Genomic DNA, 13,329 nt, shown 5'->3' with positions numbered 1-13,329 from the left:
CTCATCCCTTATCAATCATCATCTAGATCTATTCGGCAAGATCCGCAATATAATCCATAACCTTGATCGCCATCTCTGTATTCTGTCAAAGCGTCAGTGTCAGCGTTTGAATCAAAATAATTGATGTCATTCTCATGAGAGTCTGCTTGATCAACTTGTTGCAGAATGAACACGATCGCCCAAATAAAAAACATGCAGCTGGCGACGATTAGCCCCCCGAACAGTATTGCTGTGACTGAACCTATAAGTGCGATAGCAATCGGAACATGGCCTATCCAGTCTGCAAACCTGTACTTTCGTACCTTAGACACGCAATGCTGATCCCATCTCATAATTGCATCTTTCAGACGAGCCCATTTGCAGGCAGCCCAGACACCTCGCTGGTAGGCTTGCTGATCTCTGGTTTGACTCATAATGCCTCCATACGCCTGCTTATCTGTTTAACCATTATAGCCTAAAATAGCAACCAATGGCTATTTTGCCTGACGTAGCAGGTGGCTGATACACCTCCTTGCCTTTCTGATTCCACCGAGATAAAACATAGCCGATAAGCATCAGTACGGCGACTACCGCATAGCCACCGTCTATCGTTAACAAGTTATAATTGCATGTTCCTTGACGGGCTCGGTGCGACCTCGTCGCCCAGGAGGCTGTACTGCGCAACCAATGGTGACCAAGGCCAACAATACTGTCCACTCCGCAGGTGTTCACTTTAGGGGCTTTGGTTGCCACTCAATGGCGGCACACGCATGATGAACCCTTTGGCAACCCGAAGATTCAGTGAAAACATGCAGTGTGTCGCAACCCTTCCGTTGACAATCAAATACTCCCTTTTTTAACGTGTAGTTGCTCGAACGTTCCGAGCACGGCGCGCCATCGCTTACCTCCCAGTAGCAGATGGCGCGCCACCCAATGACGAACTCCGCAACATGCCGCCGAACAGGCGCAAAAGTGATGGGGCGGAGTGTCGTCATCCAACAATGGTGACGTCTGCACAAACTGTAGGGTTCTTATTCGTCGTGCCCGACCTGGTTCTGCAGCCCAGACGTTGACGCCCCTATCAATGGCAGCACCTTGATTAACAACCCTATGGGCAACAGTAACCAGTCGAGTGTTTTACTGTGTTCTTGGTGCTGCCTCCCCTATTGACACGGCTCAACTCCCTTTTTTATTTTCCTGTTGCTTGCATAAGCATGGCGCGGCGTTATTCACGGGATTGGTAACGCTGCGCAACCCAATGGCAGGGCTTGTCAGTAACGACCTCAGTACTCAAAAACATACTGACTTTGCCCTGCCCCCAAACAATGGCAGTGCCGTGAGTGGGGATTAGGCCTCTCCATTACGCTCACGGTTACTGCCACCCAAAAACGGCAGCTCCAGAAGCAGGGATGCATTCGGAAATGGGGCTGGGCTGCCGTCCCACACATAAAGACATAGTTATGGTTTGGGATGTTCTTGTATACATGTGGATGATATGTTGCGTGGGGTTTTCTTTTTAGCAGCACTAAGCGCATGGATTGCAGATTACATAAAGTGGGACGATGACGACAAAAAGTAACCTCCCCCTATCACCAGATCATTGCCGTTCTGAAGTCTGTCGAAGCCGGACGTACCGTTAAGGATGTCTGCCGTGAAGCCGGTATCTCTGAAACCAGCTATTACAACTGGAAAGCGAAGTTTGGCGGTATGGAAGCCTCTGATATCAAAAAGATGAAAGACCTGGAGGATGAAAACCGTCGCCTCAAACAGATGTTTGCTGATCTCAGCCTTGAATGCCGGGCACTGAAAGACGTTATCGAAAAAAGCTTTAAAACCAGCGATAAAGCGTGAGCTCGTCGGTTACCTGACTGCGCAATTTACCATGAGCCTTCGCCAGGCCAGCAGGACGTTATCGCTGAGCAGGACGGTCTATTTTTACCAGCCCGATACCCGGCGCGATGAACCGGTGATCCAGGTGCTGACTGAGCTGGCAGAGCGCTACCCGCGATACGGTTTTAAGAAGCTATTCCAGCTGCTGCGCAGGCAGGGTAACACCTGGAACCATAAACGCGTTCACCGGATTTACTGCCTGCTGAAACTGAATTTTCGTCGCATGGGAAAACAGCGTTTACCCGCGCGTAACCCGACGCCACTGGCTACGCCGAAAGCGCTTAACCAGAGCTGGTCCATCGATTTTATGCATGATGCGCTGGTCTGCGGCAGACGCTTCCGGACCTTCAATGTGGTTGATGACTTTAACCGCGAGGCCCTTGCAATAGAAATCGATCTGAATATCCCGGCACAGCGGATGGTCAGGGTGCTGGACAGAATAGTGGCAAACCGGGGTTATCCACTGAAACTGCGGATGGACAACGGACCAGAACTGGTCTCACTGACGCTGGCACAGTGGGCTGAAGAGCATGGAGTGATGCTGGAATTTATCAAACCGGGAAAACCAACGCAGAATGCCTTTATCGAACGGTTTAACCGGACGTACCGGACAGAAATCCTGGATTTTTATTTGTTCAGGACACTGAATGAAGCACGGGAAATCATGGAGCACTGGCTGAAAGAATACAACAGCGAGCGACCTCATGAATCCCTGAATAATCTGACGGCGGAAGAATACCGGCTGATGGCTGAAAACCCGGAAATCTCAAAAAGTGCGAGGAACTAAGACAGGTGTACTTACAATGTGTCCTGCCCTCTGAGATGTGTTCCCCGAAACGTTACCTAACAAGATCAACTCACTTATCCTGTTTATACAACAGAAGCACATATGTTAAGTGTACTGAAAATTTTTTTGCAGTCAGCAATAGAGAGAACCAAGGCACGCATTTTTTAATTTAAAGTCAATTGATATTTAATATCCTGCATAGTGATCGCCTATATATAGAATCATAACAATGCTTATCATTCATCGACGCTCAGTGCGACTGAGAAGCCTTAAATGTTTTATACCAGGTCGGAGAATTTATGATGATTTTCCCCTCCATAGACTGAGAAGCCAATGATACTGGAAAAGTATGATAGATATGGGACGCCTCCCCACTACTGCGGAAGTCAGAATAATAAATCAACTTCCTCGTCGTTGCTGACTCATATTTTTTCACCCAGTCATCATGGGACAGAATTAATGGGGCGTTAAGTGTTTCCATTCCTCTATTTTGAAAGTGATGAGCAGAAACATCAAACACATAGTCTATACCATTTTTATTTCCAACAACCACAAAATGATTCATTGGCGTTAAATCCATCGCATTACTCCAAAGATACATCCCACGAAAACGAATATTATCAAACTCCTTAGCCTTCATAAACTGACTTACCGGTACCATCAGTGACGCACATTGCCCCTTAGGATTTGATATTTTACTTCTGATAAAAGGAGTGTTTTTTAATTCATGAAGATAATCATCAGCAGGAATATCTGTGGCGAGATTGTATTCCATCTTAACAGAGGGCTTAGGGAGCCCGACCCCATCACTATTTGATGGTTTGAACTCTGATTGAGGTATCGCACTCTCCCTGGTATTCTTAATTCTCTTCCTGACCGAGAGCACGGTTTCAGAACCATAATAAACAGCTGTGTTACCAGCGCGAGACATTGCTCTTGCAGCAGGATTTGTGTGCGGTGTGAATACTGCTTCGTCCGTAGAACCTACGCGGCTATTGGTGAATACATCGCTATACCCTATAACCTTCTTCTGCAAATTATTGGCTAATGCCTGAGCCTGAGACACAGGTTTCAGTGTGCCACTATAACAGGACTCCAGTGCGATTTGACTGATATGCTCCATTTTGAAACCTTTGGAGGCAACAAAGTCCCGAATAACTGTAGCGACATATTCAGCCTTAAAATGTGCAGTGTTTCCCGGCGCACCATGTGCACGAACAATCACGATATTATTGCCCCTCATTTTGATATAACTGTCTGTACCAAAAGGTCGGATAAAACGGTCGCTATTTTTCAGGGGTAAATGACTGCTTACCGGCCCATCATTGCCAAGAGGATAGATCATTTTACCGGGCTTTCGGTGAGCTCCAGTGGTACTCTCTATAGAGGAACTAAGAGATGGGTCCACATGCCGACCTGATGAAATATTTTTCATAGCTTCAGTATTTACACTTTCTGATACCTTTGGGATTTTATTTAAAGGACTTTCCACTCCCCCGCTTTTTCTGACTGATATTATGCGACGAGCTCCTTTTAAAGCCGTTTTTTTGATAAAACTCGCGTCTATCGGCAGAGGATTAATAAGGTCAATGGTTGCCTTTCCCGCAATCTTACCCGTCTGTACGGTTAATCGACCTAACTCAAGGCTTAGCGTTCTTGCAAGCGCGAGTCCCTTTGTCGTTGAACGAAGAGTCTTCATAATTTTCGCCCCCTTGGCCATTGCAATAAACCCCTTTAACGCGGTCAAAGTTGTTGCAAGAGCGGAGAAAGTCTCCAGCGCAAAATCCGCCTGGTTTATTTTATAGTGGCTGTCGTTTAGCGATTTATAGACTATTTCATAGTACGGGACAATCATATACGCAAGTATCTCCCCCCACGAATCTGAATGCATTGCAGTACGCAGATATTTCCCCACCTCATTTTTTTCCATCAATGCAGTCTGAAAAATAGCCTCACGAAGACTTTTTCCCTTCAGTGCTGGTGCCTGACCCGACTCCCCATAAGAATAACTCGCCTTGTCGCCCCCCCAGACCTCCGCTCGCTGCATTTGCTCTTCATCTATTCCTGTCAGAACCCTACACATTTGTTGCCTGGCAGGCTGACGGATGTGACTAAACACATCATCAGGCACCTGCTTAAGTTCATTTCTAACCTCCCATCTTATGGGATGATCAGGGTCAGGAGACGCAGGAGGAAGCTTGCTATACTCTTCATCACTAATTCTGGCAAAATGCTCGTCAAGAAAAACATTTGAAATAACAATCGCCCCTTTTCCTTTTTTTAGCTTAATAACAGTAGCGCTGCCCGGAACTTTATCCGGTACCCCTAAGGTCCCTACCCCCCACTCCCTGGGCGTACCATATTTAACACCAAACGCCCCCACATGAGTATTTGGGATATCAAAGGTTGATGCATCCCGGTATAAGGAGAATACCCTAACATCCTCAACACTCTCATCGAAAAGCTCTCTCTGAGACAGATTCAACTTCGCCACAGCACTTCTGAATAGACTCTTTGCGTCATCAGCCATATCCCGACGCTCATAATTATCAAACTGAGAATAATACTTTGTGTCATCATTATTTAATTCCTTGCGAGTTTTGAACGCTAATGGACGGATAAAGTCATCATTACTGATGTAAAACATGTCATTTTTTTTCTCCATCAGTGCGCCAAGTAATCTAATACCACTCTGTTCCCGTGTCGTCTGCAAGTCAAATGAACGCCGCATATAAGATATTACTGATTCAATATGCATCAACCGCCACGCATTCTCCCCCGGACCCCGCATGATATTTTCGTATTCCTGAATCCATTGTGTCCTTCCGGGGGTTAACGAAGCATCTGAGTTTCCACGATATATTTTCACCGCCATTATTATGGTGTCTAAAAATTGTTCTTCACGTGTTCTTCCTTTTCGGTTATAAATATCACTGAGATTGCCATATTGCTGAACTATCTCACAGGCTTCACGATGCTTCCTGTCAATCTCCTCTAACACTAACATGATGTTTACAGATGAAGGGGCTTCGACGCTGGCTATTTTCTTATTATCGGGCAAATAACTGTTGATTATCTTCAAGCAGGATTCGGCCGCTTTCTTATCATGAGGCGCATTCCCACAGGCATTACTGACCTCCATCACCGTACTGAACACTCTTTTATTGCCAGCGTTTCCATGTGTTGACAAATCTCGCCTTGCTCTCACGGGTGTATCGTTTACACGGGAGTCTGCAGCATCAGCGCTCACATCCTCCAGGCCCTCATCGGAAACATAGTCCGGTTCAAATTCACCGGAGAGTTCCTGCTGCGGTAAAACGACTTCCGGGGCAACGAGTCGATTATCCGGGATATCACGCAATTGACTTCCCCCCGGTTTCATGGCCTGACTCACCACGTTAACCCCCGCCCTGAGCGGAACATCAATCAGAGAGTCCATCAGCATCCCGGACGGCGAGATCATTTTTATTTGCTCACTTTTTTTACCTTCCGCCACCCTGCCATAAATCGCACTGAACGTATTCTCACGGCGCTCCAGATATTGATTATATGCCATCCCCCCGACTGTCATCGCCCCCCCCATCCCCGCTCTGAGCACGCCAGGCACGGGGGACATAAGGACACTAAAGCCAAGCTGCTTTAATTTTTTACCCAGCATGCCATAAATCGCTTTATAAGGTTTGTCCTGGCCGGGCATGATATGATGACTCACCTGACTCACTTTATAAGGTATTTTTATTGAGGCCTTAACCACCCTGAATGCCATCTGAACCGGTTTAAAACTGAATGCCGCCGCATCAAAGGACAGCTCAAACACAAGACGCGTGGCCCCTGACGCAACCTTTTTTTGGCCCCATTTCACAATATATTCAACAAGCCCCTTCTCCAGCGCTGTATACTGCTCCGGGCTCATCGGTAACCGTAATTCATCATTGCGAGCATTTTCAAACTCCGCGGCAAGTCGGGTGGCAAAGAGATAGCCCTCCGGGTCTCCATGGGAAACCACGCCCTCTGACAGACCATACTTTTTCAGTAAGACATGCACCTCAGCAGCATCAGGCGGAGCCCCATTCCCCTGATGTTGCTCTCTGGCAAGCATGGCCCAGTGTCTGGCAAGACGCTCGCCCCGCGAATGCCCGTTCAGGACCAGTCCGGTACGCCTTGCTGACTCTGCCGATATCGATTTATTAACGCTAGTCGCTCGTAACAACGCCTCCTTTACCAGACTCCCTGCCCGGGCAAAATCACGTCCGGGATTGTCGAGAGCCCGAAGGGCATTCTCCAGGACCATCACGCACCTGGTCAATTCACCGGCAATATCCGGCAGCAAATCCCCCACATCCTGAAGGGAGGAAAAATCAGGACGCATTTTCAGAACACTATAGCGCAGACCAATGAGCCTATTATTAATACTTTCTAGGGTATTCCCGAGACGCCCTACCAACTTGCGGGCATGCCCAATATCATCGTCCAGCAACTGAGTGAGTACCTGTAGTTTTGCTGACCGCTGGTTTTCGGTATCCACCTGTGCGATCCCCTCCCGCACCCATTGCAAGGCTCGGGTTGCCATGTCTTCCTCACCTGTCTGAATCGCCGGAATGTCGCGGTCCTCCTGTTCGTGTCCACCACCATGACCAGCCTCGTCGGATGAAAACATTGAGTCGATTTTTTTTAGTTCTTTTATTTTGGACAATAGTGCCGCGCAGGCATATTCAATTTTTATCGCAGGCTGTTGCCACTGCCATAAAATACTGCGGATAATCGAATCGGTAACAACCTGTTCTCGTTTCTTGACAGTGCCTGCGGCATAGCGCTCAGGTTGAAAACTAGCCTGTACCCTGTCCATGAGCGTAAAATCTCCCGACAGGTATCCTTTCCCCCGGAACCGGAACTTTTCCAGTTCCGCTGCTAATACTCTGACAGTCGCTCTTCCCTCCGCCACTGCATTGCCCACTTTCTGCAGGAACGAGGTTGACGATGGCGCAGTACCCTTATCGCGCGTCACGTCCGGCAAACGCAGGGGGGCAGTGCTTGAGTTTACGTTCCCCCACTCCGCTTTAACATGACCGGACAGGGCCTCAAAGTAACGGGCAACATCACCAAAGAACTGCTGAGCCTCCCTCGGCAACTCTTCTGAGCTTTCTTTCTCCCGGGCTTTTTTGGCCTCCTGCTTTATAGTCTCCCTTATCTCACCACGCCCCCCCTCCTCCCACGCCGTTTTTCTGGCCTGCATCAGGGCGCCCCACTCGGTGCGCCCTGTCTCATCTGCGAGCATCTGCTCCAGGGCACCAATGACCATCTTTTCGTCACCAGGGCCGGAAGAAAAGATTTCCATAAACTCCATGGTGAGCATTTCACACCGTTTTTCAGGCGTACTATAGTCATCCACTTCACGCAGGATACGGACAACACGCATCAGCGTCTGCAGGGCGGACTCAAGGCGCCGAACCAGAGACTGAGCGTTGCTTTTGTTCCATCCCAACCCCTCCCGACTTTTTCCCGACAGGACATGCTCAACCCAGGCCTTCATGCGGTCAACTGAAAGAATGTCAGTAAACCCCCCAATTTGGCGGAGCTGCTCCTGCAGCCATGCGCTACCCAATGGGGTACCGACAGATGTATGGACCACACATATGCGGGTGCGAGCCTGCTCCAGTTCATGACGCAGTTGTGTCACCAGCGTCTGCTCAACCTCAGGATCCTGCCGGTTATACCCCGCACGCCTGAACTCCCGTGCTTCCTCCAGATGCACATCCCGAAGAAAAGAGAAAAAACGGTCACTGACGCGCTCTTCACCAGAGGAAGAAACGCCAGCGTCATCCAGTTCCCCCCACTGAGAAACCTCATCAGTATCCCTTTCGGTTTCTGTTGACTTTATCCGGTTTGCATTTAACTCATGGGAGTAGGGCATAACACTATCCTCAGGAAATGATAATTTAAGATTGTGCGCTGAGAACGCGCGATGATATGGTATATTCTGGTCACAAGCGAACACGCGGGACTATGCTTTGTATGAGGTAAGCATCCGGTGAACTCATCCTCCCTGAAATTTTCAGGCAGTTGGCATTAGTACTGCTCCTGTGGAAAGCGAACTATGCCAAGAATTCGATAGCCCCTTGACCAGAAAAGGCACGGCGCAATCATCGTGCCGAACTCCTGCTAGTTACCAGCATGTAGACCAGACAGAGACTGTAATGAAGAATATCAAGCACGCATCCGGTTGCGTGGCGCCCTGTGCACTCTCCCGACTCTCCCTTATGTCCAGGTGACCCATCGTGCGGAAAAAAACTCATGCGTAACAGGCAGGAATCAGGATTTCCCCTTCCTCTGTCGTACCCGCCGAGTCGTCGTCATGGTCTGCGGTGATCCCTGCGTTTTTTGCTCAAGCGTGGCAGACGGAGACGTAACCACCGGCACAGCTGCTTCATCATTCAGACTCACTGGCACGGTAATACAATAATTGAGCGAAAGCCGCGGACGATTACCCAGCGATTGCCAAAAATTCCCCAGACTGTTCAGGTTTTCTCTGGGGGGAACCACCTGAGTGTAAGCCCCCGGGATACTGGCTAACTGGCGATTGTTAATCAACGCCGTCAGAACCTGGGACATCACCTGTATTGCCTGGTTGTCAGGCTGGCTGTCAGGATTGCCGGGGTCCGTAGCGGGTCCGGTGGATTCCCAGTAAGTAATCAGGTAATTACACTTCACGTTGACCCAACCGGGTAATAACCGCCCCGTGCTTGCATTAAACCCACGGGACTCTGCAGTACGCAACTGCAGGTCTTCGTGGATATCATAAAGAAACACGCTGACTGCAGCATCAGACTGCGCAGCATTCATATCGGGTAAATCAAAACGAATGGCCACGTCCGGACTCAGATATTCACGCAACATAGTTTCAATCGCTTTATTCACACCTACCAGCGTTTGGTAGCCAGACATGCTCTCCCTCCACATTAACAGTAAATAACCATTCTCTGTGATACATCATTGAACCTGATGCTTCACAGCTACATCACCACCCGACCAGACTTCGCTAACTCACGAGTTAAAGCCACATCGATATCACCAGGAGTGACTTCCTGATGTGCATTCCCCTCTGCCAGGAGGGAGGCCAGCATGGCAATATTTCTGATACTTGCCCCCGTGACGTTTGCTCGCTGTGCCAGCTTTTTAAAATCAACGTCAGGTGAAACCTTTATGTGCTCTGGCCATATTTGCTGCCACATCTTGTGCCGTAGCGCCTCATCCGGATACGTAAAGCGGGTCATAAAGGTAAAGCGGCGATTAAAGGCACTATCCAGGTGACTCCGGTTATTGGTGGATAAAACGACCAGACCAGGAAAACTCTCCAGCCGTTGTAACAGATAAGACACTTCTATATTGGCATGCCGGTCGTGAGCATCTTTCGTTTCACTGCGCTTGCCAAATAATGCATCCGCCTCATCAAAAAATAAAACACCGGCATCCTGCTCAGCAAGGTCAAAGATACGGGAGATGTTTTTCTCGGTTTCACCAATGTATTTGTTGATAACTGTGGAGAGATCGACTTTGATTAAATCCACCCCCAGTGAACCGGCCAGCACTTCAGCGGCCATCGTTTTACCCGTTCCCGAGTCGCCGTAGAACAGTGCACTTATCCCTGTGCCGTAGCCAACCTTCTCTTTAAAACCACCGGTCAGCACCTTTTCCCGGTATCTGATGGCTATCATAATCTCCTGTAACTGTTCCCGGAGGTTATCGGAGACCAGCAGATCGTTTAAAATACGCTTCGGTGTAATTCGCTGCGCTAACGAACCGAAGTTTTGCCGGGTGCGAATATTGAGTGCCTTGCGAATATCACACTGTTGCAGGATATCCGCAGGATCACGTTGCTGTTGATACAGTCCGGCCTCCTGCATTATCAGCGGCAGGCTTTCCGGATTGAAGGTATAGCGCTGACTTAAACTTATCAGATCAATGTCCGCGGCACATCGCTCTGGCAGGCACGCCATCAGCAACTGCATTTTTTCTTCCAGCGTCAACTCAGGCATCTCTGTCTGCAATGTTGGCGTATTTTTCAGCCATAAAGGCGGGGCAGATGGTTCGACCAGCAATACCACCCTTAATCCCGGCTGATTCAGTTGCTCAGATAACCGCTCCAGCAGAGCAGGTTTTTTCTCCATCCATGTGTGCAGATGACGCACCACCATCCCGGCTCCGCGCATTCGGATTTCTCGTAACAGGCAGGTGAAGTGCATGAACAGCGTATTGTCATCCCCCACGGCACACCGGTCGATATCGACCAGCAATGTCTGTCGCTTTTCAGAGGCAAAAATACCCGACACCGTATGAGCTCTACCACTCCGCAGCATGCCCTTCAGGATCACGACCGGATGAGACTTCGTATCATCGGTCTGTAATACCCCTGCCAGCGCGTGTTTTACGCTGGCAGAATAAAAAGGCAACGCCGGGAGGGAGGCCCACTCAGCCCACGACGTTAACGCCGGCGCCAGATAGTCATGTCCGAGTAAAAAATGATACAGGCTACTGTCAGTCATAAAGCGAGTCTGGCTCCATCCCTGGTTTTGTTTATTCTCCTCAATCACTAACAAATGACTGCAGATTAACGGTGCCCAATGCAGAAAACTGGCCTGCTGTGCCCATCGCTCCTTGTCTGAATGGCAAAATAGCGTTAATGCCAGTGCAAAACTGGGCTGTTTCCCCAGCATCTCCCCCTGAATCATCGAAAACAGTTCGTGATACCGGCTATCAAAATGGGGCAGTAACCCCAGTAACACGGTGTCCCGTTCGAAGTCAGTGAGTTCGAAGCGCTGGATAAGCACCGTTAAGCCGTCAGTTATCCGGGGCTGACCGACACCGTGCCGGTATACTTTCTGAGTCACGTCCGCCCAGTGGGGCCTGCCCGTGGGGTGTTGTATTCGAGCCTCAACGTCCTCTTCGCTTAGCAGAAATGCGTTAAACATCTCGTCATGGTTTTGATTGAGACGATAATAATAACGCTGCAGTATCAGGTCGATACGTTCCAGCTCGCTGAACAACAGCATTAACGGACAATCATTCGAAGCCTGAAAGGCTGAAGAACTCATCATATTGATACTCTACCAGAATGGGAGGTCGGTTACCCAGTCATACCCGTGAGCGGCCATACAATGGTCAGCGGCTGTTCCGTCCAGGGAAAAGACGCCAGCGTCATCGGCCATGGCCAGTCTTTGAGTAAGAAATCATAGGGTTCTGAATGTACAATAACTTGGGGGAATGTCCCCTCCATATTGAGTTCACCTGGCCGCTGTAAAAACAACTGCCGGATATCCGTCGGGCTCAATGTTTGCCAGCCAGCAAGCTGCTGACCAATAACCGTCAGCCAGTCGTCAATGAGAGGCTGCTGTAATACTCCCAGTGCCTCTGCCAGAGGTTCGGGGGTTAAGAGAGAAACGCCACATAACACCTGATTCAATATTAACCTATCTGCCGTCGGGTTCGACTCCCCCCACACCAGGCGATCAAGATAAAACACGGCCTGCCACCGCGCAGCGTCACTGATAAAAGCCGCATCCCTCCACAAGCCCAACTGAGAAAACCATTGCGGCAAAAGCGGCCACAGAAGGAGCACTCCGGCATTTGTGACCCCCTTCCCCGACAACACAGACTCATCCAGAGATCCGAGAGCATCACGCCCTGACTGCCTGCGACGAGAAGTGGTAGATATTGCCTCGCCCAGGATGTTGCTATCTCTCGATAGCGCAGCCTGAGAGACCGCATACATCCCAGTATCCTCCGGCATGAAAGCATGATTCCGCCGAGGTACGCAAAGCCCCAGACAGGCATCAATCTGCTGCACACAGTGCCCTCCTTTTTGCCGGCGGATAGCCTGGCGCACGGCTGGCTGGTTCCATAATGGTAACAGCCAACGTGCCACAACCCCCGGAGGACAGGCAAGCTGCCTGGGCAATGCGCTGTCGGAAGGCAGGGAACCGGTCAGTAACAGTACGACCAGTTCCGATGGAATTTCTCCCTGGACCGCCGCCGCCCAGTCCGTCATCAGGCTGACTGCGGGGGTATGCTGACTCAGCCAGTCCTGCCCCTCCTGGCTATTGAGCAAATACAATAGGGCGCCTGTCGACAGCCGACCGGCTGTCACCCGATTGTACCAACATGCCGGCATCACCTTTGGATATTTCCACGCCCCCTCAAGCAATTGCCTCAGCAACCGCTGCAGCAGACTCGCCGGGCTATCCTTTAATAAGGTATTACGTGTTCCCGGTTGTACACAGTCCCTGGCTTGTTGAAACAATGCTTTTTCATCAGGATGGTATTCGTTAATCCATTCCTGAAGCCCGGGGTGGGGAGTTTGGAGGTTTATTCTTTGCGCCCCACCGACAGAAGCTTCCTCGCTGACAAGACACTGTGCAAATACCTGCGACAGCCGCTGATTAAACTGAATGTCAAATTGTACTTCCGGAATAACACCGAGATTAAGTTCCAACGTCGCTAACTGTAGTGATGTCGCCCCCTTTTTATTCAGCATAACCTGACTAAAGATGGACTTTAAATTATCGGGTCTGAGAAAAACTGAATGCAGGATTTTCTCCCCGCAAAATCGGTCACCCATTTTTATTTTGATTTTGACAGACTGAATAAAAAGAGATGTCATACACAACCACATGCCTCAC

General features: G+C 49.5%; 6 protein-coding genes. 1 reads left to right on the top strand and 5 read right to left on the bottom strand.

What is annotated here, in order from left to right; genetic code table 11:
• Nucleotides 1-11 precede the first annotated feature (11 nt).
• Nucleotides 12-413: a hypothetical protein gene (locus ACJ8PN_RS23630; RefSeq protein WP_442535254.1), complete on the bottom strand. Its 402-nt coding sequence runs from the start codon at nucleotides 411-413 to the stop codon at nucleotides 12-14.
• Nucleotides 414-1,575: 1,162 nt separating this feature from the next.
• Here ACJ8PN_RS23630 and ACJ8PN_RS23625 point away from each other — a divergent pair.
• Nucleotides 1,576-2,656 (top strand): IS3 family transposase gene (locus ACJ8PN_RS23625; RefSeq protein WP_442535290.1). Its coding sequence is split into 2 segments (ribosomal slippage): nucleotides 1,576-1,799 and nucleotides 1,798-2,656, totalling 1,083 coding nucleotides; the frame shifts between segments, so codons are not numbered across the junction.
• Nucleotides 2,657-2,906: 250 nt separating this feature from the next.
• Here the strand turns inward: ACJ8PN_RS23625 and ACJ8PN_RS23620 are convergent.
• The 4 genes from ACJ8PN_RS23620 to ACJ8PN_RS23605 form a co-directional block, all read right to left on the bottom strand.
• Complete coding sequence (locus ACJ8PN_RS23620; RefSeq protein WP_442535253.1) at nucleotides 2,907-8,567, bottom strand: hypothetical protein; 5,661 nt, start codon at nucleotides 8,565-8,567, stop codon at nucleotides 2,907-2,909.
• A 398-nt stretch (nucleotides 8,568-8,965) separates the two neighbouring features.
• On the bottom strand, nucleotides 8,966-9,598 hold the full coding sequence (locus ACJ8PN_RS23615) for a DUF4255 domain-containing protein (RefSeq protein WP_420277251.1): 633 nt from the start codon (nucleotides 9,596-9,598) through the stop codon (nucleotides 8,966-8,968).
• A 68-nt stretch (nucleotides 9,599-9,666) separates the two neighbouring features.
• Nucleotides 9,667-11,748 carry an ATP-binding protein gene (locus tag ACJ8PN_RS23610; RefSeq protein ID WP_420277252.1) on the bottom strand — a complete coding sequence of 694 codons (2,082 nt, stop codon included), beginning with the start codon at nucleotides 11,746-11,748 and terminating at the stop codon, nucleotides 9,667-9,669.
• A gap of 29 nt (nucleotides 11,749-11,777) precedes the next feature.
• A complete protein-coding gene (locus ACJ8PN_RS23605) occupies nucleotides 11,778-13,310 on the bottom strand; it encodes a contractile injection system tape measure protein (RefSeq protein WP_442535252.1) in 1,533 nt (510 codons plus the stop codon).
• Nucleotides 13,311-13,329 lie beyond the last annotated feature (19 nt).

Source organism: Serratia sp. CY76391 (assembly GCF_052166695.1).
Taxonomy (GTDB): domain Bacteria; phylum Pseudomonadota; class Gammaproteobacteria; order Enterobacterales; family Enterobacteriaceae; genus Serratia; species Serratia nematodiphila.
This window is presented reverse-complemented; position numbering and strand designations above follow the sequence as displayed.

What these genes read in the sequence shown, in the direction of transcription:
- ACJ8PN_RS23630 (WP_442535254.1), bottom strand. Translation starts at nt 413, where the DNA reads ATGAGTCAAACCAGAGATCAGCAAGCCTACCAGCGAGGTGTCTGGGCT.
- ACJ8PN_RS23605 (WP_442535252.1), bottom strand. Translation starts at nt 13,310, where the DNA reads ATGACATCTCTTTTTATTCAGTCTGTCAAAATCAAAATAAAAATGGGT.
- ACJ8PN_RS23615 (WP_420277251.1), bottom strand. Translation starts at nt 9,598, where the DNA reads ATGTCTGGCTACCAAACGCTGGTAGGTGTGAATAAAGCGATTGAAACT.
- ACJ8PN_RS23610 (WP_420277252.1), bottom strand. Translation starts at nt 11,748, where the DNA reads ATGATGAGTTCTTCAGCCTTTCAGGCTTCGAATGATTGTCCGTTAATG.
- ACJ8PN_RS23620 (WP_442535253.1), bottom strand. Translation starts at nt 8,567, where the DNA reads ATGCCCTACTCCCATGAGTTAAATGCAAACCGGATAAAGTCAACAGAA.